At 72.3% G+C, this 22167-nt stretch carries 22 protein-coding genes and 1 riboswitch; of the genes, 15 read left to right on the forward strand and 7 right to left on the reverse strand.

Annotation, left to right across the window (positions count from 1 at the left end; all coding sequences use genetic code 11):
* The first annotated feature begins 97 nt into the window (after positions 1-97).
* The 8 genes from OG295_RS29130 (at position 98) to OG295_RS29165 (ending at position 6929) form a co-directional block, all read left to right on the forward strand.
* A complete protein-coding gene (locus OG295_RS29130) occupies positions 98-1003 on the forward strand; it encodes a DUF881 domain-containing protein (protein WP_371679578.1) in 906 nt (301 codons plus the stop codon).
* Entirely contained in the window at positions 1000-1332 is a 333-nt protein-coding gene (locus OG295_RS29135; RefSeq protein ID WP_030158423.1) for a small basic family protein, read from the forward strand. The genes OG295_RS29130 and OG295_RS29135 overlap by 4 nt, the downstream gene beginning before the upstream one ends.
* Before the next feature lie 5 nt (positions 1333-1337).
* Positions 1338-2171, forward strand: a complete 834-nt coding sequence (locus OG295_RS29140; protein WP_371679579.1) for a DUF881 domain-containing protein — start codon at positions 1338-1340, stop codon at positions 2169-2171.
* Positions 2172-2253: 82 nt separating this feature from the next.
* Positions 2254-3198, forward strand: a complete 945-nt coding sequence (locus OG295_RS29145) for an FHA domain-containing protein (RefSeq protein ID WP_371681345.1) — start codon at positions 2254-2256, stop codon at positions 3196-3198.
* Between the two features lie 44 nt (positions 3199-3242).
* Positions 3243-4007 carry a MerR family transcriptional regulator gene (locus OG295_RS29150; RefSeq protein WP_266837664.1) on the forward strand — a complete coding sequence of 255 codons (765 nt, stop codon included), beginning with the start codon at positions 3243-3245 and terminating at the stop codon, positions 4005-4007.
* A gap of 63 nt (positions 4008-4070) precedes the next feature.
* Positions 4071-4544 (forward strand): bifunctional nuclease family protein, encoded by a 474-nt coding sequence (locus OG295_RS29155; protein WP_007262890.1) that lies wholly within the window; start codon positions 4071-4073, stop codon positions 4542-4544.
* A 214-nt stretch (positions 4545-4758) separates the two neighbouring features.
* Positions 4759-5397, forward strand: coding sequence for a MerR family transcriptional regulator (locus OG295_RS29160; protein WP_371679580.1), 639 nt, complete (start codon positions 4759-4761; stop codon positions 5395-5397).
* Between the two features lie 56 nt (positions 5398-5453).
* A complete protein-coding gene (locus OG295_RS29165; protein WP_371679581.1) occupies positions 5454-6929 on the forward strand; it encodes a DNA polymerase IV in 1476 nt (491 codons plus the stop codon).
* On the opposite strand, the gene OG295_RS29170 is transcribed toward OG295_RS29165, so the two are convergent.
* On the reverse strand, positions 6926-7282 hold the full coding sequence (locus tag OG295_RS29170; protein WP_371679582.1) for a PRC-barrel domain-containing protein: 357 nt from the start codon (positions 7280-7282) through the stop codon (positions 6926-6928). The genes OG295_RS29165 and OG295_RS29170 overlap by 4 nt on opposite strands.
* Before the next feature lie 120 nt (positions 7283-7402).
* A riboswitch (glycine riboswitch) is annotated at positions 7403-7501 on the forward strand.
* Between the two features lie 197 nt (positions 7502-7698).
* Here OG295_RS29170 and gcvP point away from each other — a divergent pair.
* The gene (gene gcvP, locus OG295_RS29175; RefSeq protein ID WP_371679583.1) at positions 7699-10584 is read left to right on the forward strand and encodes an aminomethyl-transferring glycine dehydrogenase; all 2886 of its coding nucleotides are present in this window, start codon (positions 7699-7701) and stop codon (positions 10582-10584) included.
* Between the two features lie 97 nt (positions 10585-10681).
* Here gcvP and OG295_RS29180 read toward each other — a convergent pair whose 3' ends face one another.
* Together OG295_RS29180 and OG295_RS29185 are read right to left on the reverse strand one after the other, a co-directional pair.
* Complete coding sequence (locus tag OG295_RS29180) at positions 10682-10870, reverse strand: DUF5999 family protein (RefSeq protein WP_030236602.1); 189 nt, start codon at positions 10868-10870, stop codon at positions 10682-10684.
* A gap of 294 nt (positions 10871-11164) precedes the next feature.
* Positions 11165-11785, reverse strand: coding sequence for a hypothetical protein (locus tag OG295_RS29185; protein ID WP_356220270.1), 621 nt, complete (start codon positions 11783-11785; stop codon positions 11165-11167).
* A 493-nt stretch (positions 11786-12278) separates the two neighbouring features.
* Between OG295_RS29185 and OG295_RS29190 the strand changes: the two genes are divergently transcribed.
* Both OG295_RS29190 and OG295_RS29195 read left to right on the forward strand, forming a co-directional pair.
* On the forward strand, positions 12279-13814 hold the full coding sequence (locus OG295_RS29190) for a glutamate-cysteine ligase family protein (RefSeq protein WP_371679584.1): 1536 nt from the start codon (positions 12279-12281) through the stop codon (positions 13812-13814).
* Between the two features lie 86 nt (positions 13815-13900).
* Entirely contained in the window at positions 13901-14701 is an 801-nt protein-coding gene (locus tag OG295_RS29195; RefSeq protein WP_266837649.1) for a CPBP family intramembrane glutamic endopeptidase, read from the forward strand.
* A 9-nt stretch (positions 14702-14710) separates the two neighbouring features.
* On the opposite strand, the gene OG295_RS29200 is transcribed toward OG295_RS29195, so the two are convergent.
* Positions 14711-15529, reverse strand: a complete 819-nt coding sequence (locus tag OG295_RS29200) for a PhzF family phenazine biosynthesis protein (protein ID WP_371679586.1) — start codon at positions 15527-15529, stop codon at positions 14711-14713.
* A gap of 72 nt (positions 15530-15601) precedes the next feature.
* Complete coding sequence (locus tag OG295_RS29205) at positions 15602-16351, reverse strand: hypothetical protein (protein ID WP_371679587.1); 750 nt, start codon at positions 16349-16351, stop codon at positions 15602-15604.
* A 260-nt stretch (positions 16352-16611) separates the two neighbouring features.
* On the opposite strand from OG295_RS29205, the gene OG295_RS29210 reads away from it, so the two are divergent.
* Positions 16612-17226 (forward strand): PadR family transcriptional regulator, encoded by a 615-nt coding sequence (locus tag OG295_RS29210; protein WP_371679588.1) that lies wholly within the window; start codon positions 16612-16614, stop codon positions 17224-17226.
* A 96-nt stretch (positions 17227-17322) separates the two neighbouring features.
* Here the strand turns inward: OG295_RS29210 and OG295_RS29215 are convergent, their stop codons facing one another.
* Positions 17323-17751, reverse strand: a complete 429-nt coding sequence (locus OG295_RS29215) for an SRPBCC family protein (protein ID WP_371679589.1) — start codon at positions 17749-17751, stop codon at positions 17323-17325.
* 171 nt (positions 17752-17922) lie between these two features.
* Here OG295_RS29215 and OG295_RS29220 point away from each other — a divergent pair, with 171 nt between their 5' ends.
* Together OG295_RS29220 and OG295_RS29225 are read left to right on the forward strand one after the other, a co-directional pair.
* Positions 17923-18879: a DMT family transporter gene (locus tag OG295_RS29220; RefSeq protein ID WP_371679590.1), complete on the forward strand. Its 957-nt coding sequence runs from the start codon at positions 17923-17925 to the stop codon at positions 18877-18879.
* 201 nt (positions 18880-19080) lie between these two features.
* Positions 19081-20115, forward strand: coding sequence for a DMT family transporter (locus OG295_RS29225; RefSeq protein ID WP_371679591.1), 1035 nt, complete (start codon positions 19081-19083; stop codon positions 20113-20115).
* Here OG295_RS29225 and OG295_RS29230 read toward each other — a convergent pair.
* On the reverse strand, positions 20097-20762 hold the full coding sequence (locus OG295_RS29230) for a pyridoxamine 5'-phosphate oxidase family protein (RefSeq protein WP_371679592.1): 666 nt from the start codon (positions 20760-20762) through the stop codon (positions 20097-20099). The genes OG295_RS29225 and OG295_RS29230 overlap by 19 nt on opposite strands.
* Before the next feature lie 37 nt (positions 20763-20799).
* Here OG295_RS29230 and OG295_RS29235 point away from each other — a divergent pair, with 37 nt between their 5' ends.
* Entirely contained in the window at positions 20800-22131 is a 1332-nt protein-coding gene (locus OG295_RS29235) for an aminotransferase class I/II-fold pyridoxal phosphate-dependent enzyme (RefSeq protein WP_371679593.1), read from the forward strand.
* The last annotated feature ends 36 nt before the right edge of the window (positions 22132-22167 follow it).

Genomic DNA, 22167 nt, shown 5'->3' on the forward strand with positions numbered 1-22167 from the left:
GGCCGGGGGCGCGACCGCGGCCGGGGCGGGCACGGTCAGTCACCCGGCCCGGTCCTCCGGACGGCGCATTGGATGTGGGCGGCGGCGACATGCGACGATGTGCGGCATGTCGCAGCCGCCCACCAACCGGAGTCCGGCCACGCCGCCCGCGCGCCCGGACGCGTCCATGTCGCTGCTGACGCACGTGATGGACAACAGCCTCGACGAGGGTTATGCGGAGGCGTCGGCCCGGCGCGAGGCGGACGGCACGGCGGGACTGCCGCGTACCCTCAAGGCCAAGCTGGCGCTCGCCGCCGGGCTCGTGCTGGCCGCGATGGTCGTCACCCTCGGTGCGGCCCAGGCGCGGATAGCGGCGCCGGTGCTGGCCAAGGAGCGCCAGGAGCTGATCGACCGGGTCGAGCGGGCCGACGCGCACGCCAACGGCCTGGAGCGGGACATCGAGCGGCTGCGGACCGAGGTCGAGGACCGGCAGGGCGCGGTGCTCAAGCAGCCCGGCGGGGAGCGGGCCCGGTTGCTCGCCCTGCTGTCGGGTGCAACCGAAGTGCACGGTCCGGGCGTCAAACTGGTGGTGGACGACGCGAAGGGATCTTCGTCGGGCGGCGGTGGCGGCCCGCGGGAGAGCGCCGGTTTCTCGGACACCGGCCGGGTCCGTGACCGGGACATGCAGCGGATCGTCAACGGGCTCTGGCAGGCCGGGGCGGAAGCCGTCTCGATCAACGGCCAGCGGCTGACGTCACTGTCGGCGATCCGGGCGGCCGGTGACGCGATACTGGTCGACAACAGGCCTCTGGTGCCGCCCTACGAGATCCTCGCGGTGGGGGACAAGAAGCGGCTCGGCACCGCCTTCCAGGATTCCGTGGACGGCCAGTACCTGCACGTCCTGCAGGAGAGCTACGGGATCCGCTACACCCTGTCCGCCGTGGACGAGGTGAAGCTGCCGGCCGCGTCGAGCCTGACCGTCCGCACAGCCACAGCAGTAGAGCCGAAGAAGGGTGCATCGTGATCGCGGTACTGGGCCTCGTGGCCGGAGTGGTGGTCGGACTTCTGGTCCGGCCCGAAGTGCCGGCCGTGGTGGAGCCTTATCTGCCGATCGCCGTGGTGGCGGCGCTGGACGCGGTGTTCGGCGGCCTGCGCGCGATGCTGGACGGGATCTTCGTCGACAAGGTCTTCGTGGTCTCGTTCCTCTCGAACGTGGTGGTGGCCGCGCTGATCGTCTTCCTCGGCGACAAGCTGGGCGTCGGCTCGCAGCTGTCGACGGGCGTGGTCGTCGTCCTCGGCATCCGGATCTTCTCCAACGCCGCGGCCATCCGCCGGCACGTCTTCCGGGCGTGAGGCCGATGAGCAACGACAACACCCCGCCCGAGGAGCCCCGGGTTCCCGAGCGCCCCCAGAAGGGCGAGGCCGGCGCGGAGGCTCCGCGGTCCGGTCCTGGGCCCGGGGAGCCGCAGGAGAGCGGGCGCCGGCGCCTGGCGGCCGGTCTGTGGCCGCCGCGGGTCAGCCGGGCCCAACTGATCGTCGCGCTGCTGCTGTTCGTGCTGGGGCTCGGGCTCGCGATCCAGGTGCGGTCCAACAGCGACTCCAGCGCGCCGCTGCGCGGTGCTCGTCAGGAGGACCTCGTCCGGATCCTCGACGAGCTGGACGGGCGGACCAAGCGCCTGGAGGACGAGAAGCAGAAGCTGGAGGACCAGCGCAAGGAGCTGGAGAGCAGCTCCAACCAGGCCGAGGAGGCCCGGCGGCAGACGGTGGAGAAGGAGCGCCAACTGGGCATCCTGGCCGGTACCGTGGCTGCTCAGGGGCCGGGGATCACACTGAGGATCACCGACACCAAGGGCCAGGTGCGCTCCGACCAGCTTCTGGACACCCTCCAGGAGCTGAGGGCGGCCGGGGCCGAGGCGATCCAGATCAACGGCGTGCGCGTCGTCGCGGGCTCGTACTTCTCGGACGAGGGCGGAGGGGTCTCGATCGACGGTAAGAAGATCACACAGCCCTACGAGTTCAGGGTGATCGGCAGACCGCAGGACCTGGAGCCGGCGCTCAACATCCCGGGTGGTGTCGTGCAGACCATGGAGAAGGAGCAGGCCACGGTCGCCGTCACACGGTCGGCGAAGATCGTTGTGGATGCCTTGCGGGCTGCGAAGCAGCCTGACTACGCTCGGTCGTCATCGTCGTGACGCGGGGCGGAGTGTGGACAGGCTCACGTGGGCGTATGCCTGCGGGGGGTCGACGCACCGAAGTCGCGGTGCGTGGTGGAAACTGTCTGGTGGTTACGGACGTTGTGAGAATGTCCGGGTCGGCAGGTGTGTGCATGCAGAGTTCGTCCTGCCCCACGGGCGGGTCTGTTTCGTTCAAGGGGAATCGCCCGTGAAGTTGTTTGAGAAGTTGTTCGGCAAGAAGAACCGCGAGGAAAGCGGCGCGGCGCGCCACCGTGCGGGGCACGGTGACGGCGAAGGGCAGGGCGACCGGCCGCTCTTCCGCGACGAGGTGGCCGGTCCGGGTGACATTTCGGGCGCGCAGGGCGCGTCGTCTGTTGACCCTGCCGGTTCCGGACGCATAGGTTTCGGTGACCCATCAACCTCAAGTGCGGGTGGAGGGTTTGCCCCCGACCCGTATGCCACCAATGCCTCCGCGGGGCAGCCGCGGCGCGAGGAGCCGTCCATGTCGGCCGAGCAGGTTTGCAGCAGGTGTGGCCACCGCAGCGATGCGGCGAGCCGTTTCTGCTCGAACTGCGGGGCGCCGCTGCGGGCGGGTCTGACGCCGGAGCGTGCTTCGGAGACCACGTCCACCATCTCGATCTCGGGCCTCGAGGCCTACGAGGCCGAGGTGTCGGGACAAGCGCACGTGTCGTCCTCGCTGTCCCCCGAGGCCCAGGCCGCGGTGGAGGCACTGCCCCCCGGTTCCGCCCTGCTGATCGTGCGGCGCGGCCCCAACTCGGGCAGCCGCTTCCTGCTGGACGGCGAACTGACCACGGCCGGCCGGCACCCGCAGAGCGACATCTTCCTGGACGACGTGACCGTCTCCCGGCTGCATGTGGAGTTCCGCAGGGGCCAGGAGGGCGGCTTCACCGTCGCCGACGTGGGCAGCCTGAACGGCACGTACGTCAACCGTGAGCCGATCGACTCGGTCGCCCTGCACAACGGCGACGAGGTCCAGATCGGCAAGTACCGGCTGGTCTTCTACGCGAGCCTGCGGGGCATCTGACCCTTCCCCCGGACGTGGTCCGGGGGGACCCCAGGGAAGGTCCCATGCTGCGTACCCCGACCGGCGGTGCCCCGAAGAGCGGCACCGCCGGGTCCGCCGGGCGGCTGGTGAGCATCGGAACGGTGCTCACCATGCTGCGTGACGAGTTCCCCGACGTCACGATTTCGAAGATCCGCTTCCTGGAGGCGGAGGGGCTCGTGGAGCCCGAGCGCACACCTTCCGGATACCGCAAGTTCAGCACGGGTGACGTGGAGCGGCTCGGCCGCGTCCTGCGCCTGCAGCGGGACCACTACCTGCCGCTGAAGGTCATCCGCGAACAGCTCGACGCGCTCGACCGGGGCGAGCAGATCCGCATTCCCGGGCCCGCGTCCCACGGGGAGGCGGTGGACCCGGCCGGTCCCGTCGCCCTGTACGGGGAGGTGGGCCGGGAGCGGCCCACCGTGGCCCGGGTGGGCCGGGCCGAGCTGATCGCCGCCGCCGAGGTGGACGAGGTACAGCTCGTCGAATGGGAGTCGTACGGGCTCATCTCCGAGGTTCCGGACGGGGGGTTCGACGCCGAGGCGGTCACCGTGGCCCGCCTGATCGCGGATCTCGGCCGTTTCGGGCTGGAACCCCGCCACCTGCGGGCCATGAAGGCCGCCGCGGACCGGGAGGCCGGTCTGGTGGAGCAGCTCGTGGCACCGCTGCGGCGGCACCGCAACCCGCAGACCAGGGCGCACGCCGAAGCCACGATGAAGGAGCTCGTGGGGCTCTCCGTACGGCTCCACGAGGCCCTGGTGCAGACGGCCCTCGGGGTGCGGTCGCACTGACCGGACGGCCCCGGAAGGGGCCCCGACTACCCAAACCTGCCGAGCAGGTCCTAGGGTTGCTGTGTGAACGAGCTCGACGTTGTGGGTGTCCGGGTGGAAATGCCCTCCAACCAACCGATCGTGCTCCTGCGTGAAGTGGGAGGCGATCGGTACCTCCCCATCTGGATCGGTCCTGGGGAGGCGACCGCCATTGCCTTCGCGCAGCAGGGCATGGCCCCTGCCCGGCCGCTGACGCACGACCTGTTCAAGGACGTGCTGGAGGCGGTCGGTGAGGAGCTCACCGAGGTCCGGATCACGGATCTGCGGGAGGGCGTCTTCTACGCGGAACTGGTCTTCGCCAGCGGGGTCGAGGTGAGTGCGAGGCCTTCCGACGCCATAGCGCTGGCCCTGCGCACGGGAACGCCGATCTACGGCAGTGACGGCGTCCTGGACGACGCCGGAATCGCCATTCCCGACGAGCAGGAGGACGAGGTGGAGAAGTTCCGCGAGTTCCTCGACCAGATCTCACCCGAGGACTTCGGCACCGGCCCGCAGTGAGGGCCGGGGGGTGTGAGGGGCGCAGCCGCGGCGAAACGCGGGCCGCGTCGACCACCGGGAACTTTCAGCCCATTCGAGTAGCCTTTCCCCGCAACGGGGTACGGGAAACCACTCTCAGGGTGATTATCACTCGGCGTGCCGAGTGTGGCGATCGTTGACGCACCCCTGGTCACTGCCTACCTTCAAGGTGGCAGGTCAAGGACGGAGGGTCGGCGTGAGGATCACGGGCGACGGTACGACCGGGGGCACCCCCGCACGGAGTGACGGTGGCTCGTACCCGCTGCACGGCGGCGCGCAGGGTTCCGCGCACCGTCAGCCGGCTTCGACGCCGGTCGGACCGGTGAGCGACGCTCCGGCGCCCGAGCAGGTCGGCTACCGGGGACCGACGGCGTGCGCCGCCGCCGGGATCACCTACCGCCAGCTCGACTACTGGGCCCGGACCGGGCTCGTGGAGCCCAGCGTGCGGCCCGCGTACGGGTCGGGCACGCAGCGCCTCTACAGCTTCCGGGACGTGGTCGTCCTCAAGATCGTCAAGCGCTTCCTGGACACCGGGGTGGCGCTCCAGAGCATCCGCACCGCCGTCCAGCACCTGCGTGACCGGGGTTTCGACGACCTGGAGCGCATGACGCTGATGAGCGACGGTGCCACCGTCTACGAGTGCACCTCCCCGGACCAGGTGGTGAGCCTGCTCCAGGGTGGACAGGGCGTTTTCGGCATCGCCGTCGGCGTGGTGTGGCGGGACGTGGAGAACGCGCTGTCGCAGCTGCACGGGGAGCGCGTGGACACCGGGGAGACCCTGGTGGGCCACAACCCCGCCGACGAGCTGGCCGCGCGCCGCAACCGGGCCGTCTGAGCGGCGCGGGGGCGCCCGTGGCCGCGTTGTCAGTGGCGTAGGGCAGCATCGGGGCCGTGAGAGCCGCGCCGACCATCCTGCACCTGGACATGGACGCCTTCTACGCCTCGGTCGAGCAGGCGTCGAAGCCCAGCCTGCGGGGCAAGGCCGTCATCGTCGGGGGGCTCGGGCCGCGCGGTGTGGTGGCCACCGCCTCCTACGAGGCCAGGCGGTTCGGGGTGCACTCGGCGATGCCGACCGCCCAGGCCCGTCGGCTCTGCCCGAACGGCGCCTACCTGATCCCGCGCTTCAGCCTCTACCGGCAGGTCAGCGACCTGGTCATGGGCCTGCTGCGGGAGCTGTCGCCGCTGGTGGAGCCCCTCAGCCTGGACGAGGCCTTCGTCGACCTGGAGGCGGGCGGCACGGCCTTCGACTCGGCGAGCGCCCGGGCCACGGGGGAGCGGCTGCGGGCCGACATCGAGGCCGCCACGGGGCTCAGCGGCTCGGTGGGCCTGGCCGGGTCGAAGATGCTGGCCAAGGTGGCCTCCGAGGAGGCCAAGCCGGCCGGGCTGCTGCTGATCGAGCCCGGGACGGAGCGGGAGCTGCTCGCGCCCATGTCGGTGCGGACCCTGCCCGGGGTCGGGCCGGCCACCGGGGAGCACCTGCGGCGGGCCGGGATCACCACGGTGGGGGAGCTGGCCGAGGCCGGCGAGGACGAGCTGGTCCGGATGGTGGGGAAGGCGCACGGGGCCGGGCTGTACCGGATGGCGCTGGGGCTGGACGACCGGCCCGTGGTCGCCGAGCGGGACGCGAAGTCGGTCTCGGTGGAGGACACCTTCGACGTGGACCTGCACGACCGCGTCCGCATCCGCTTCGAGGTGCAGCGGCTCGCGGACCGGTGCGTGGGGCGCCTGCGGTCCTCCGGGCACTCGGGCCGGACCATCGTGCTGAAGGTGCGCCGCTACGACTTCTCCACGCTGACCCGTTCGGAGACCCTGCGCGGGCCGACCGACGACCCCTCGGTGGTCCGGGAGGCCGCGGCGCGGCTGCTGGAGGGCGTGGACACCACCGGAGGCGTGCGGCTGCTGGGGGTGGGGGTGACGGGGCTCGCGGACTACACGCAGGAGGACCTCTTCGCCCAGGTGCTCGGCGCCGGGGCGGAGGAGGGCGGTGCCGCCTCGGAGGGCGCCGCCTCGGAGGGCGTCGCCTCGGAGGGCGTCGCGCCGGAGGAGGAGGAAGAGGCGGGCGAGCCGGACGCGGCCGGCGGGACCGGTGCGGCCGGCGGGACCGGTGCGGCCGGTGGGGCCGTCGCGGAGGCGGGCGGGCCGGACGCGGCGGCCGCGCGGTACTGGCCGGCGGGGAGCGACGTACGGCACGCCCTGTACGGGCCCGGATGGGTCCAGGGCAGCGGGGTGGGGCGGGTGACCGTACGGTTCGAGCGGCCCGGATCGCCGCCCGGGCGGGTGCGCACCTTCCGGGTGGACGATCCCGAACTGGCGTCCTCCGATCCGCTGCCCCTCGTGGGGCGGGCGGAAGGGACGGCCACGACCTAGATCCGCTCCTCGGGCGGCGGGTGGTGGAAGTCGGTCGGCAGGGAGACGTCCAGGCCGTAGTGGTGGTAGAGCTGGAGCTCCTGCTCGGGGGACAGGTGGCGCCCGACACCGAAATCGGGTGCATCTCTGATCAAGGAACGCTCGAAGGGCACGCGCAGCGTGTCGTCCACCACTTCACTGGGCTCCAGGGGGACGAAGGCGTCCCGCCCGAAGAGGCCGGTCCGGACGGCGGCCCATTCGGGCACGCCAGTGGCGTCGTCGAGGTAGACCTCGTCCACGGTGCCGATCTTGGCGCCGTTGCGGTCGAACGCCTTGCGGCCGATCAGGCTGCGCGGATCGATGTCGGTCTGCACGGTCCCTCCGTACGGTCGCAGTGGTACAAGTCATTCGTAATGACTACGAAAGTGCATATTTGAAGAGGGGGCCACTCGGGGAGGGTCCAGATCCTCGCTGGTAGGCTGGGTGATGGCTGTTGACCCTGTGCGGGAGAGTCCTCCGAGTGAGTACGACGGAGGCGCCGAAGGAGCAAATCCTCCCCGGAATCTCTCAGGCATACGTACCGCACGTGGTGAGGCCACTCTGGAAAGCAGGGGCGGGTACCGGGCACGCAGTACCGGTTCCCCTCCTCACCGACGGTGAAAGCCGGACCTCAGGGGCGATCCCCGTGCGGCCCGGTGAAGCTCTCAGGTTGAGATGACAGAGGGGGAGGCCGTCCGGGTGCCCGCGCCGTGGTGCCCCTCGCAGGTCATACGACCAGGAGGCCTCCGTCATGACCGCCAACCGCATTCCGCTCTCTCAGCTGGAGCGAGGCATCCCCTTCGAGCAGCGTCACATCGGCCCGGATGCCGAGGCGCAGGCGAAGATGCTCGCCCAGGTGGGCTACGGCTCCCTGGACGAACTCACCGCCGCCGCGGTACCGGATGTGATCAAGACCGCCGAGGCGCTGAACCTGCCCGAGGCGCGCACCGAGGCCGAGGTGCTGGCCGAGCTCCGCTCGCTGGCCGACCGCAACCAGGTGCTGTCGTCGATGATCGGCCTCGGCTACTACGGCACCTTCACGCCCCCGGTGATCCTGCGCAACGTCATGGAGAACCCGGCCTGGTACACGGCGTACACCCCGTACCAGCCCGAGATCTCGCAGGGCCGCCTCGAAGCGCTGCTGAACTTCCAGACCGTCGTCGCCGACCTGACCGGCCTGCCGACCTCCGGTGCCTCCCTGCTCGACGAGGGCACCGCCGCCGCCGAGGCCATGTCCCTGGCCCGCCGCGTGGGCAAGGTCAAGGGCGGCGTCTTCCTGATCGACGCCGACGCGCTGCCGCAGACCATCGCCGTGATCGAGACGCGCGCCGAGCCCATCGGGGTCGAGGTCGTCGTCGCAGACCTGTCCGACGGCATCCCGGCCGAGATCGCCGAGCGCGGCGTCTTCGGCGTGCTGCTCCAGTACCCGGGTGCCTCCGGCGCCGTCCGCGCGATCAAGCCGGTCATCGACCAGGCGCACGGGCTCGGTGCCATCGTCACCGTCTCCGCCGACCTGCTCGCCCTGACCCTGCTCACCTCCCCGGGCGAGCTGGGCGCCGACATCGCCGTCGGCACCACCCAGCGCTTCGGCGTCCCGATGGGCTTCGGCGGCCCGCACGCCGGTTACATGGCCGTCCAGCAGCAGCACGCCCGCTCGCTGCCCGGCCGCCTCGTCGGCGTCTCCGTGGACGCGGACGGCAACAAGGCGTACCGCCTGGCCCTGCAGACCCGCGAGCAGCACATCCGCCGCGAGAAGGCCACCAGCAACATCTGTACCGCCCAGGTGCTGCTCGCGGTCATGGCCGGCATGTACGCCGTCTACCACGGCCCGGACGGCCTGCGCACGATCGCGCGCCGGACCCACCGCTACGCCGCGCTCCTCGCCGCGGGCCTGACGGCCGGCGGGGTCGAGCTGGTGCACGGCTCCTTCTTCGACACCGTCACCGCCCGGGTGCCCGGCAAGGCGGCCGAGGTCGTCGCCGCCGCCCGTCAGGGCGGGGTCAACCTCTTCCAGGTCGACGCCGACCACGTCTCCGTCTCGTGCGACGAGACCACCCTGCGCGCCGACCTCGACGCAGTCTGGGCCGCCTTCGGCGTCAGCGCGGACATCGAGGCCCTGGACGCCACCACCGCCGACACGCTGCCCGAGGGCCTGCTGCGCTCGGACGCGTACCTCGGCCACCCGGTCTTCCACCAGCACCGCTCCGAGACCGCGATGCTGCGCTACCTGCGCAAGCTCTCGGACAAGGACTACGCGCTGGACCGCGGCATGATCCCGCTGGGCTCCTGCACCATGAAGCTCAACGCGACCACCGAGATGGAGCCGGTGACCTGGCCCGAATTCGGTCAGCTGCACCCGTTCGCCCCGGCGGAGCAGGCGGAGGGCTACCTCACGCTCATCACCGAGCTGGAGGAACGTCTCTGTGAGGTCACCGGATACGACAAGGTCTCGATCCAGCCGAACGCGGGCTCCCAGGGCGAGCTCGCCGGCCTGCTGGCCGTGCGCGCCTACCACCGGTCCAACGGCGACGAGCAGCGCACGATCTGCCTGATCCCGTCCTCCGCGCACGGCACCAACGCCGCCAGCGCCGTGATGGCCGGAATGAAGGTGGTCGTCGTCAAGACCGCCGACGACGGCGAGGTGGACGCGGCCGACCTGCGCGCCAAGATCGAGCAGTACCGCGACGAGCTCGCGGTCCTGATGATCACCTACCCGTCCACGCACGGTGTGTTCGAGGAGCACGTCGCCGACATCTGCGCCCAGGTGCACGAGGCCGGCGGCCAGGTCTACGTCGACGGTGCCAACCTGAACGCCCTGGTGGGCCTCGCCAAGCCGGGTCACTTCGGCGGCGACGTCTCGCACCTGAACCTGCACAAGACCTTCTGCATCCCGCACGGCGGCGGCGGCCCGGGCGTCGGCCCGGTCGGTGTCCGGGCCCACCTGGCCCCGTTCCTGCCGAACCACCCGCTCCAGCCGACCGCCGGCCCGGAGACGGGCGTCGGTCCGATCTCGGCCGCGCCGTGGGGCTCGGCCGGCATCCTGCCGATCTCGTGGTCGTACGTACGCCTGATGGGTGGCGAGGGCCTCAAGCGCGCCACCCAGGTGGCCGTGCTCGGTGCGAACTACATCGCCAAGCGCCTGGAGCCCCACTACCCGGTCCTCTACACCGGTCCGGGCAACCTGGTCGCCCACGAGTGCATCATCGACCTGCGTCCGCTGTCGAAGGCGACCGGCGTGAGCGTGGACGACATCGCCAAGCGCCTGATCGACTACGGCTTCCACGCGCCGACCATGTCCTTCCCGGTGGCCGGCACGCTGATGATCGAGCCGACGGAGTCCGAGGACCTCGGCGAGATCGACCGCTTCTGCGACGCGATGATCGCCATCCGCGCCGAGATCGAGCGGGTCGCGGGCGGCGAATGGCCGGTGGACGACAACCCGCTGGCCAACTCCCCGCACACGGCGGCGGCGCTGGGCGGTGAGTGGAACCACCCGTACAGCCGTGACGAGGCTGTCTTCCCGGGCGGCGTCACGGCCGCCGAGAAGTACTGGCCGCCGGTGCGCCGGATCGACGGTGCCTTCGGCGACCGCAACCTGGTCTGCTCGTGCCCTCCGCTGGACGAGTACGACAACTGAGTCCCGTGACACGGTGAAGGGGCCGGTCCTGGAGCGTGAGCTCCGGGACCGGCCCCTTCGCGTGGTCCTTCCTCGTGCCGGCTCGGTGCAAGGTGGCCTAGGCCACCGCGAGCGGGCGGTGCGGAGCGATGATCTGGCCGTCCGGCAGCAGCTCACCGGTGTCCTCGAAGAGCAGGACCCCGTTGCACAGCAGGCTCCAGCCCTGTTCCGGGTGGTTGGCCACCGGGCGCGCGGCCTCCCGGTCGGCGGACTCTGATGACGGGCAGGCAGGCTGGTGCTGGCACATGGATGCGTTCTTTCGCTGCGGTGTGGTCTGTTCGCTACGGCTCGATGCGTGATTCATGGCCGTCCCCCTGGGTCGTCCCCGCGCCTGCGGGGAGGATGTCCTCAGTCTTCCCCCACGACGGCTGCTTCGCAGGTATTTCCCGGCAGCTGTCCTCATGGATTGAGGACGCATCACTCGTGCGGGCGGTTCAGGCCAACTGCCCTGTCATTTCGGATGGTTCGCGGGTGGTCCGGGCGGACTAGGCCGGATGGGCAACCCGGGCCACCCCGAACAGGCCAACGGCGGAGCGGGGCCTCAGGCGGCCGGGGCGGCCACCGGGGGCGGGACGGGCGGGGCCGACCGGGTGAGCCGGTGGGTCAGCACGGGCAGCAGTTCGGATACGGGGTGGGGCCGGAACGCGGCGATCCCGGGTGGCGCCGGTGCCAGTGGCACCAGCAGGTCAGCGGCGGCGGGCAGGCCGGCCGCGGCGTCGGCGCCGACCGCCCCGTGCAGCCACAGCGTCAGCATGTACAGCTCGGGTACGGACAGCAGCCGGGGCTGGTAGCCCTTGCCGAGCGACTCGGCCTGGCGCAGGGCGCGTTCGGTGGCGGCGACGTAGGGCCCCTCGAAGAAGTGGGAGAAGGCCCACCCGTCCGGGGTCAGCCGGGTGTCGGCCGCGGCGACGAAGCGGTCGCCGCTGCGGATCAGGAACCGCCACCCGGTCAGCCGGGTGCGCGGCGGCCGGCCGCCCGCCGGGCGGCCGGACCCGTCGAGCCGGTCGAGCACGTGCACCGGAAGCGGGAGTTCGGCGGTCACCGGCCCTTGGAGCGCGCGCAGGGACGGAGTGTGCGCCTCGTGGACGGCGGTGGGGGAACCGAGTGCCGCGAGGACGCTGCGCAGGGCGGGCGCGGGAGCCGGGGGAACATGCAGCGGCATGGTGGGTCGCCTCTCACTTGGGAGACCTGTGGTACGGGGGAAGGTGCGGACGGCGCTGTCGCATTCTGGGGCCAGAGGGGGGCTGAGGGGCAATGGCCGCGCGCCAACTCTCTGCCTCGTTTGCGGAGTTTATACGACATGTGTTCACGCGGTGTTTCGGCTAGCTGTCCCGCCTATTGCCGACAAGGCGCATACCGGTCCCGCTGTCAGGCTATTCATGCCGGTTGCGCGCGAACGTGCCGCGCTGACCTCGGAGGTTACCCGAAGGGCGCTCGGCTGGAAAGCGTCTGTTATCGGGAATCGGCACAGTCTACGCGGAATTTGCATACGGCGAGTTGCCAGGTGAATGTGCCGAAGCGCCCATCAGGCCATACCGGCGCGCGCTCCCCGCCGGACCGCCCGGCCCGGAGTTATCGATCACGGGGCTGGGCATCATCGACCGTAACGCGCGCCCGGGTGCACCGTTCCGGGCCACACGAGGAGGGACGCTTCGATGGGGGAGAAGGTCGTGGCAGGAGGATTCGACCTGTCCGATCGGCATCGGTATCGGAGGAAGCTCCACGAGTGCCTGGAGGGACTGGAGCGCCTTCTGGCGGAGAAGAGGTTCGATCGGCCCAAGAACATGATGGGACTGGAGATCGAGCTGAATCTCGCGGGTGCCGACGGTTTGCCGCGCATGGTGAATGCACAGGTACTGGAGAAGATTGCGAGCGCCGATTTCCAGACCGAACTCGGAATGTTCAATCTGGAGGTGAACGTACTCCCGCACCGTCTCGGCGGCCGGGTATTCGACCAGCTCGCCGAAGAGCTGAGCGCGGGGCTGCACTACGCCCACCGGCAGGCCGCCGAGATCGACGCGGGAGTGGTGATGATCGGCATCCTGCCGACGATCTCCCGGTCCGACCTCGCCCTCGCCAACCTCTCGGCCGTGGACCGCTACTCGCTGCTCAACGAGCAGATCCTGATGATGCGCGGCGAGGACTTCACCCTCGACATCGACGGGGTGGAGCGGCTGACCTGGAGCACCGGGTCGATCGTGCCGGAGGCCGCCTGCACCTCCGTACAGCTGCACCTCCAGGTGACCCCGGCGCGGTTCGCGCACGTGTGGAACGCGGCGCAGGCGGTGACCGCCGTGCAGATAGCGGTGGGCGCCAACTCGCCGTTCCTCTTCGGGCGGGAGCTGTGGCGGGAATCGCGTCCGCCGCTGTTCACCCAGGCCACCGACACCCGGCCCCCGGAGCTGCAGGCACAGGGGGTGCGGCCGCGCACCTGGTTCGGGGAGCGGTGGGTGGACTCGGCGTACGAACTGTTCGCCGAGAACGTGCGCTTCTTCCCCTCCCTGCTGCCGATCTGCGACGAGGAGGAGCCGCTGCGGGTCCTCGCGGAGGGCGGTGTGCCGAGGCTGCAGGAGCTGGTGCTGCACAACGGCACGGTCTACCGCTGGAACCGCCCCGTCTACGGGGTCGCCGACGGGGTGCCCCACCTGCGGGTGGAGAACAGGGTGCTGCCGGCCGGGCCGACGGTGGCCGACGTCGTCGCCAACGCCGCCTTCTACTACGGGCTCGTACGGACCCTCGCGGACGAGCAGCGCCCCGTGTGGACCCGGATGCCGTTCGCGGAGGCGGAGGCCAACTTCGACGCGGCCTGCCGCTACGGGATCGACGCGCGGATCCGCTGGCCGCGCCGCGGCCGGGCCGGGGGACTGGTGAGCGTGCCCGCGGTGCGCCTGGTGCTGGACGAGCTGCTGCCGATGGCCGCGGCCGGGCTGGACGCCTGGGGGATCGAACCCGCCGACCGTGACCTGTACCTCGGGATCATCGAGGAGCGCTGCCGGCGCCGGGTGAACGGGGCGACCTGGCAGGTGGACACCTACCACCGGGCGCTCGCCGGCGGGCTGGACCGGGACGCCGCCCTGGCGGCCACCACCCGCCGCTACAGCGAGCTGATGCACAAGGGCGACCCGGTCCACACCTGGCCCGTCGGCGTGGAGGAGCAGGAGGTGGACGCCGGCGGGGCCGTCCGGCGCTGACCGGTGATCCGCTCCGGGCCCCGAGGAGGCAGTATGGGGTGGTCGGAACAGGATGACGCGGTGGGTTGGCGGGACGGGAGTCGGGCGTGCGGGCGGAGCCGGAGCCGGTGGTCGGGGAACTGCGCGGGGACGGGCGGCGGGGTCTGCTGCGGACCGAGACCCTGCTCGTGCTCGCGCTGTCACTGGGCGCGAGCGGGGTCTCGGCCCTGATCAGCTTCATCGGTTCGCTGACCAAGCCCGGCGGCCTCAAGGACCAGGCGGCCACGCTGAACGGCTCGTACGCCCCCGGGCGGCCCTGGCTGGACCTGGCCTGGCAGTTGTTCGGGATCGCCTCCGCCCTGGTTCCCGTCCTGCTGGTCGCACACCTGCTGACCCGGGAGGGCGTGCCGGGGCTGCGCGTCCTGGGCTTCGACCGGACCCGGCCCGGGTGGGACCTGGCCCGGGGCGCGCTGGTCGCCGCCGGGATCGGGAGCGCGGGACTGGCCTTCTACCTGGCGGCGCGGGCCTCCGGCTTCAACCTGACGGTGGTGCCGGAGGCGCTGCCCGACGTGTGGTGGAAATTCCCCGTACTGATCCTCTCCGCGGTGCAGAACGCCGTGGTGGAGGAGGTCATCGTGCTGGCCTACCTGCTGCGCCGGCTCGGCCAGCTGGGCTGGTCGCCGACGGCCGCGCTGCTCGCCAGCTCCGTCCTGCGCGGCTCGTACCACCTCTACCAGGGCATCGGCGGGTTCGTCGGCAACATGGTGATGGGCGTCGTCTTCGTGCTGGCCTACCGCCGCTGGGGCCGGGTGGGACCCCTCGTCGTCGCGCACACGCTGCTCGACGTGGTGGCCTTCGGCGGGTACGCGCTGCTCGCGGGGAAGGTGGGCTGGCTGCCCACCCCGTAGCCGCCGGGCTCAGGGCGCGGTGAGCAGCTCGCCGTCGATCACGGTGACCGCGCGGCCGGTGAGCAGGGTCCGCTGGCCCGCGAGGGTGACCCGGACCAGGCCGCGGCGGGCTCCGCCCTGGAGGCCGGTCATCTCGGTGCGGCCCAGGCGGGCGGCCCAGAAGGGTGCGAGGGCGGTGTGGGCGCTGCCCGTCACCGGGTCCTCGTCGATGCCGTGGACGGGGAAGAAACCGCGCGAGACGAAGTCGTAGCCCCGGGAGGGCTCCTCGGCGGGGGCGGTGACGATCACGCCGCGACGGGCGTAGGCGCGCAGGGCCGCGTGGTCGGGCGCGAGTTCCCGCACGGTCCGCTCGTCGGCCAGCTCCACCAGCAGGTCGCCGATGTGGGCGGCGGTGTCGTGCAGCGAGACGATCGTGGCGCCCAGGGCGCGGGCGACCTCGGGGACCGGATCGACCGGGGTCAGCGAGGAGGTGGGGAAGTCCATCGTGACCGTGCCGTCCCCGGCCGCCTCGGCCGTGAGGACCCCGCAGCGCGCGTCGAACCGGATCAGGCCCTTGGCCAGGCCGTTCTCGTTCAGTACGTGGGCGGTCGCGAGGGTGGCGTGCCCGCACATGTCGACCTCGCCGGCCGGGGTGAACCAGCGCAGCGCCCAGTCGGCGGCCCCGCCGGGCGGCAGGGGACGGACGAAGGCGGTCTCGGAGAGGTTGACCTCGGCCGCGACCTGCTGGAGCCAGCCGTCCGGGGGGAAGGGCCCGTCGAGGACGAGGACCCCGGCGGGATTGCCCTGGAAGGGGCGGTCGGTGAAGGCGTCGACGATTCGGATGCGCATGGACCGACCGTAGGGCGCCCCCGCCGGCGCGCACCAAGGCCAATCCGGGATGACTGGCCTTGGTGCGGGCGGTCAGGTGCGAGAGAGGGCCTTGGTGCCCGACAGGACCGGGACGGGAAGGAAGTTCCCGTCACCGCCCCCGCAGGTCGCGGTCGTGTCGGCGGTGCCGGAGACCTTCGTCCCGGTCCTGAACCGGCCGTCGCGGCGCGTGGGCACCACCGTGGTGAAGTGGTCGGTGAGGCGGGCGGAGTAGTACTGGCACTGCTGGAGGTTCACGTACCGCCCGGCGGTGAGGTCCAGGGCGATCACGTCGGACAGCAGGGGGACGAGGTAGTAGAGGCCGCGGCCGGGGCCGCAGGTGACGGTGGTGTCGGGCGTGTCGGAGACGTTCGTGCCGGAGCTCCACTCACTGCCGCCGCCGGGGGCCACCACGGTGAGGTGGTCGTGCTGGAGCTCGGAGTAGTACACGCACTGGTGGAGGTTCAGGTACCGGCCGGAGCCCAGGTCGAGCGACTGGAGTGAGGCCCACGGGCGGATCGTGGTGTAGTTCCCGTCTCCCGGGCCGCAGGACAGGTCCGGGTCCGGTGCGGCGGCGGTGTTCGTCGCGGCCGTGAACCGCCCGTCGCCGCTGGGCGGCACGACCGTGGTCAGGTAGTCGACGCCCGGAGTGGGCGCGTACACGCACTGGTGCAGGTTGAGGGTGTGGCCGGCCGGCGGCCGGGTGTGCCCGGCGTCCGCGTTGGCCGGGCCCGGTACCAGCAGCAGCGCGGTGGCGCTGAGGGTGGCGGCGAGCCATTTTCCGGCGCGTCCCGTGTGGCGCACGAAGGTCCCTTTCTCTTCGGTGCGGGTGCTCCGTTCCGCGCCCCGCGCGGGGAGCGCGGCCAGCACAGCACACGCGTACGTCCCTCGTCAGGAGGTTCCCGCACGGATCCACTCGAACGGCCCCATTCCGCTCGACTGTCGAAGATAGGTTCCGATATATCGTTGACGCATCGCGATGGGTCAGCGATAGTGAAGGAGTCGAAGCGTCGAGAGTCGCTGCGACAGCCACCACGACAAGCGATGACGAAAGGAGCGCAGTGATGCGTTCACGTGGACAGCACGAGCACGGACACGAGCACGGACGGGGTCACGGCCACTGCGGGCCGGACCGTCGGGAGGAGTTCCGGGGGCTGCGGGCCGCCTTCGGGCCGTTCGGGCCGCCCTTCGGCGGCGGACCCTTCGGCGGAAGGGGCGGCCGCGGCGGGCCCCGGGGACGGGCGCGGCGCGGTGACGTGCGCGCCTCGATCCTGGCGCTCCTCGCCGACCGGCCGATGCACGGCTACGAGATGATCCAGGAGATCGGCGAGCGCAGCGGCGGGGCGTGGAAGCCCAGCCCGGGTTCGGTGTACCCGACCCTGCAGCTGCTGGAGGACGAGGGCCTCATCGTCAGCGAGAGCGAGGGCGGCAAGAAGCTGTTCACGCTCACCGACGCGGGTCGCACCGAGGCGGAATCGGGTCCGGACGCCCCCTGGGCGGACGCCGGGCGCGGCTTCGACTTCGAGGCGATGCACGAGGTCCGCACCGCCGGCGTCGGCCTGATGGAAGCCTTCGGGCAGGTCTTCAAGACCGGCTCGCCCGAGCAGCGGGAGAAGGCCCTCGCGGTCGTCAACGACGCCCGCAAGAAGCTCTACCTGATCCTGGCCGACGAGCACTGACCAGGACGCCGGGCCTCCCGGCACACGCACGGCGCGCCCCGCGAGCGCTCTCGCGGGGCGCGCCGTGCGTGTGCCGGGGGCCGGGCCGGGGGCGGGTCAGGCGACCAGGCCGGCCAGCTTGCGCAGGGATTCGTTCAGGGCGGCGGTCGCCGAGTCCTTGAGCTTGCCCGCCATGAGGGACACCGCGGCGCCCGTGAACTCGCCGTCGATGCGGACGGTGGTGGCGTCGCCGTCCGGGAGCAGGGTGTAGCGGGTCAGGACGGCCACGCCCATCGGGCCCTTGCCGGTGATCGCGAAGACGCGCTGGTCCTCCAGTTCCGAGACGGTCCACAGGACCTCTGCGGGGAAGCCCATCATCTTCATGTTCTCGGCGAAGGTGGACCCGACCGCGAGGGTTTCGGGACCGCCCTTCGGGAAGTCGGTGTGGGTCATGCTCCACTGCCCGTACGCGTCCCAGTCGGTCAGCTGGGCCCAGAGCTTCGCGGCGGGCGCCTCGATGCGTGATTCCGCGGTGACTTCAGCCATGCGTCCACCCCTTCTCGTCGGGTTCGTGCGGCGGAAGGTAGTCCCGGGGGGCGGAACATTCAATACTGACGACCTGTCAGAAACGGTGGGTTCCGGACCGGCCGGTACCGACTGCGTCTCAACAGGCGTCACCGGCGTGACGCTCCTGACCGGCCCTGCCATGATGGCCCGATGCAAGCGTCAGGGAAGAACGCCGGACTGGGCCTCGCCCTCGTCTCGGCGTGTGCGTTCGGTGGTTCCGGTGTGGCGGCGAAGCCGCTGATCGAGGCGGGTCTGGACCCGCTGCACGTGGTGTGGCTGAGGGTGGCCGGGGCGGCGCTGGTGCTGTCCCCGCTGGCCTGGCGGCACCGCGGTCTGGTGCGGCGCAAGCCCCTGCTGCTCGCGGGCTTCGGCCTGGTCGCCGTCGCGGGCGTGCAGGCCTTCTACTTCGCCTCCCTGTCGAGGATCCCGGTCGGCGTGGCCCTGCTGCTGGAGTACCTGGGCCCGGCCCTGCTGCTCGGCTGGATCCGCTTCGTGCAGCGCAAACCGGTGACCCGGGCCGCCGCGGCCGGTGCGGCGGTGGCGGTCGCGGGGCTGGCGTGCGTGGTCCAGATCTGGTCGGGGCTGAGCCTGGACCCGCTCGGGGTGCTGCTGGGGCTGGCCGCCGCCTGCTGCCAGGCCTTCTACTTCGTCTTCGCCGACCAGGGCGCCGACGGGGACGACGTGCCCGACCCGATGGGCGTGATCGCGTACGGGATGCTCGTCGGGGCCGCGGTCATGACGGTGCTCGCGCGGCCCTGGGAGATGGACTGGGCCGTGCTCGGCGGGAACGCGCTGCTCGGGGACACCGAGGTTCCCGCCCTGGCCCTGCTGGGCTGGGTGGTGCTGGTCGCCACCGTGTTCGCGTACCTGACCGGGGTGGTCTCGGTGCGCAAGCTCTCCCCGCAGGTGGCCGGTGTGGTGGCCTGCCTGGAGGCGGTCATCGCCACCGTGCTGGCCTGGGTGCTGCTGGGCGAACACCTCTCGACCCCGCAGATCGTGGGCGGCGCGCTGGTGCTCGGCGGGGCCTTCATCGCGCAGTCCTCGCGGCCGGCGCCGCCCGCGGCGCCGGATCCGGCCGTGCCGGCCCCCGAGACCGCCAGGGCGTAGGGCGGGGCCGACTGGCCGGAGGCGGGGAGCGCCCCGTAGGGTGCCGGACATGCCGTCGACCGTGCTTCCGCCTCCCGCCGCCTAGCGCGGGCGGCCTCCACGCGAACGAGAGACCCGCCCGGGGAGTCCCCGGGCCGGTGAGCGCTGCCCGCGAAGCGATGACCTGCTTCCCTCATCCTTCACGCATGCGCGGAGACACACGTGTCGAACCATTCGCCCGCTGCCGGGCGCAGTCTGCTGTACCTCGTCGTCGCCGGAGTCGCCTGGGGCACCGCCGGGGCGGCGGCCTCCCTCCTGTTCCTGGCCAGTGACCTGGGCCCCGTCGCGCTGTCGTTCTGGCGGTGCGCGGGCGGTCTGGTGGTCCTGCTGGGCGTGCTCGCCGTACGCCGTTCGGTGCGGGCGCGGCGGGCTCCGCGGGGCGTGTCGGCCTCGCCCGTCGCGCCGGCCTCGCCCGTCCCGGCGCTTTCGCTGATCGGGACCGGGTTGATGTTCACCCTGTTCCAGGCGGCGTACTTCGCCGCCGTACGCGACACCGGCCTCGCCGTCGGCACCGTCGTGACCCTGGGGGCCGGGCCCGTGCTGATCGCGCTGGGCGGCCGGTACTGGATGGGCGAACGGCTGGGCCGGGGCGGAGCGGCAGCCGTGCTCGGCGCCCTGGCCGGTCTCGCCGTGCTGGTGCTGGGCTCCGGTGGGGGCGAGGTGCGGCCGCTCGGGGTCGGCTGGGCGCTGCTGTCGGCCGCCGGGTACGCGGGGATGACCCTGCGGGCGCGGTGGCTGGGCCGGCGCGGGGCCGGCGGGGACCCGCTGGTCACCACCGCGTGGTCGGTGGCGGTGGGCACGGTCTGCCTGCTGCCGCTCGCCCTGGTCGAGGGGCTGCTGCCGCACACCGCCGACTGGGGCCGGGTGTGCTGGCTGCTGGTCTACGTGGCCACGGTGCCCACCGCCCTCGCGTACGCGCTGTACTTCACCGGCGCCGCGTCGGTGCGGGCCGCGACGGTGTCGGTGATCATGCTGATCGAGCCGGTCAGCGCGGCGGCGATCGCCGTCGGGATGCTCGGCGAACGGCTGACCGGGGCGGTGGTGCTGGGCACCGTACTGCTGCTGTCGGCGGTGGGCGCGCTGATCGCGGCCGAGGCGCGCGGTCCGCGGGCCGGGTCCGGGGGCGGGCCGGTGGCCGGGGGCGGTTCCGGGCCGGTGGCCGGGCCCGCCCCGGAGCCTCAGAGCGCGGCGAGGTAGTCCGGGGCCGTGACGCCGGGGGTCAGGTCGGCGGCCGGGAGCGGGGTCCCGTACGCCGGCGCGACCGGGACCACGCCGGACCAGAACGGAAGGCCCAGGTCCTCCGGGTCGTCGTTCGGGCCGCCGGTGCGGATCTTCGCGGAGACCTCGTTCAGGTCCAGGCGGATCACCGCGGTCGCGGCGAGCTCCTTGGCGTTGGCCGGGCGGGAGTCGGCCGAGCGGCCCGGGACGACGTGGTCGACGAGGGCGTCCAGGGCCATCCGGCACTCGTCCTCGTCGGTGACCTGGTAGGCGGTGCCGTGGATGACCACCGAGCGGTAGTTGATCGAGTGGTGGAAGGCGGAGCGGGCCAGTACCAGGCCGTCCACGTGCGTCACCGTCAGGCAGACCGGCAGGCCCGGGTCGGCCTTCCCGGCGGCCAGCAGCGGGCGCGAACCGGTGGATCCGTGGACGTAGAGGGTCTCGCCCACCCGGCCGAAGAGGGTCGGCAGGACCACCGGCGCGCCGTCGCGGACGAACCCGAGGTGGCAGACGTAGGCCTGGTCGAGTATCGAGTGCACCGTCTCGCGGTCGTACCTCGCCTTCTGGCGGCCGCGGCTCGGGAGGGTGCGGTCCGTGGGTTCGTAGGCGGCCGGGGTGGCGCTCATGGTGCGGACTCCGTTGTACTAGTGCATAATGTCGTTTGTGCTAGGAGAGTATCGGATCACAGGCCGTCGCGCATCGGATATCGCGGCGAGCATCGAAACGGGTGTCGGTTCCGGCGCGCTCGCGCCCGGAGCGCTGCTGCCCCCGATGCGGGAACTGGCGGGGGAGCTGGGCGTCAACCCCAACACCGTGGCCGCCGCGTACCGGACCCTGCGCGAACGCGGCGTCATCGAGACGGACGGCCGGCGCGGCAGCCGGGTGCGCGCGCGGCCCGCCACGGCGCCGCGCGACACGCTGCGGATGACCGTCCCCGAAGGCGTCCGGGACGTCACGGAGGGCAACCCCGACGTGTCCCTGCTGCCCTCCCTCGACGCGGCGCTGGCCGCCGCCGCCCGTTGGTACGCGCAGGCCCCGGCCCTCTACGGCCAGGACCCGGTGCTTGCGGACCTCGCCCGGATCGCACGGGCGGACCTGGACGCCGACGGGGTTCCGGCCGGGCCCGTGGCCGTGACCTCGGGGGCACTGGACGGCATCGAGCGGGTGCTGGCCGCGCACCTCAGGCCGGGCGACGCGGTCGCGGTGGAGGACCCGGGCTGGGGGGCGATGCTCGACCTCGTGCCCGCGCTGGGGCTGAGGACGCTGCCGGTCGCCGTCGACGACGAGGGGCCGGTTCCGTCGGCGGTGGCGCGGGCCCTGGCTGACGGGGCGCGGGCCCTCGTGGTGACGGCCCGCGCGCAGAACCCGACCGGCGCCGCGGTCGGTGCCGCGCGGGCCCGGGAACTGCGGGAACTGCTGGCCGGGCACCCCGGGGTGCTCGTCATCGACGACGACCACGGGCACGGCATCGTGGACGTGCCCCTGTGCCCATTGAGCGGGGTGACCCGGCACTGGGCGCTGGTCCGCTCCACGGCCAAGGCGTACGGGCCCGACCTGCGGCTCGCGGTGCTCACCGGTGACGCGGTGACCCTCGACCGGGTCCGGGGCCGGCAGCGACTGGGGCCGGGCTGGGTCAGCCGCCTCCTGCAGCGCGCGGTCGTGGAGCTGTGGACCTCCGGCGCCGTGGACCCGCGGGCGGTGGCGCGTTCGTACGGGCTGCGCCGGGACGGGCTGATCGCGGCGCTGGCCGAGCGCGGCGTACGGGCGCACGGGCGCAGCGGGATGAACGTGTGGGTGCCGGTCGCCGACGAGACGGCGGTGGTCACCCGGCTGCTGACCGCCGGGTGGGCGGTGACGGCCGGGGCCCGGTTCCGGGTGGAGGCGGGTCCCGGCGTGCGGATCACCGTCTCCGGGCTCTCCCCGGCGGAGGTGGGCCCGCTCGCCGACGCGGTGGCGGCGGCGGTCCGTCCGGCGCCCGGCGGCCGCTCGGACTGAACGGCCCGCCCGGGTGCCGCGCGGCGTCGCCGAACG

It is taken from the genome of Streptomyces sp. NBC_01276, from assembly GCF_041435355.1.
GTDB lineage: Bacteria > Actinomycetota > Actinomycetes > Streptomycetales > Streptomycetaceae > Streptomyces.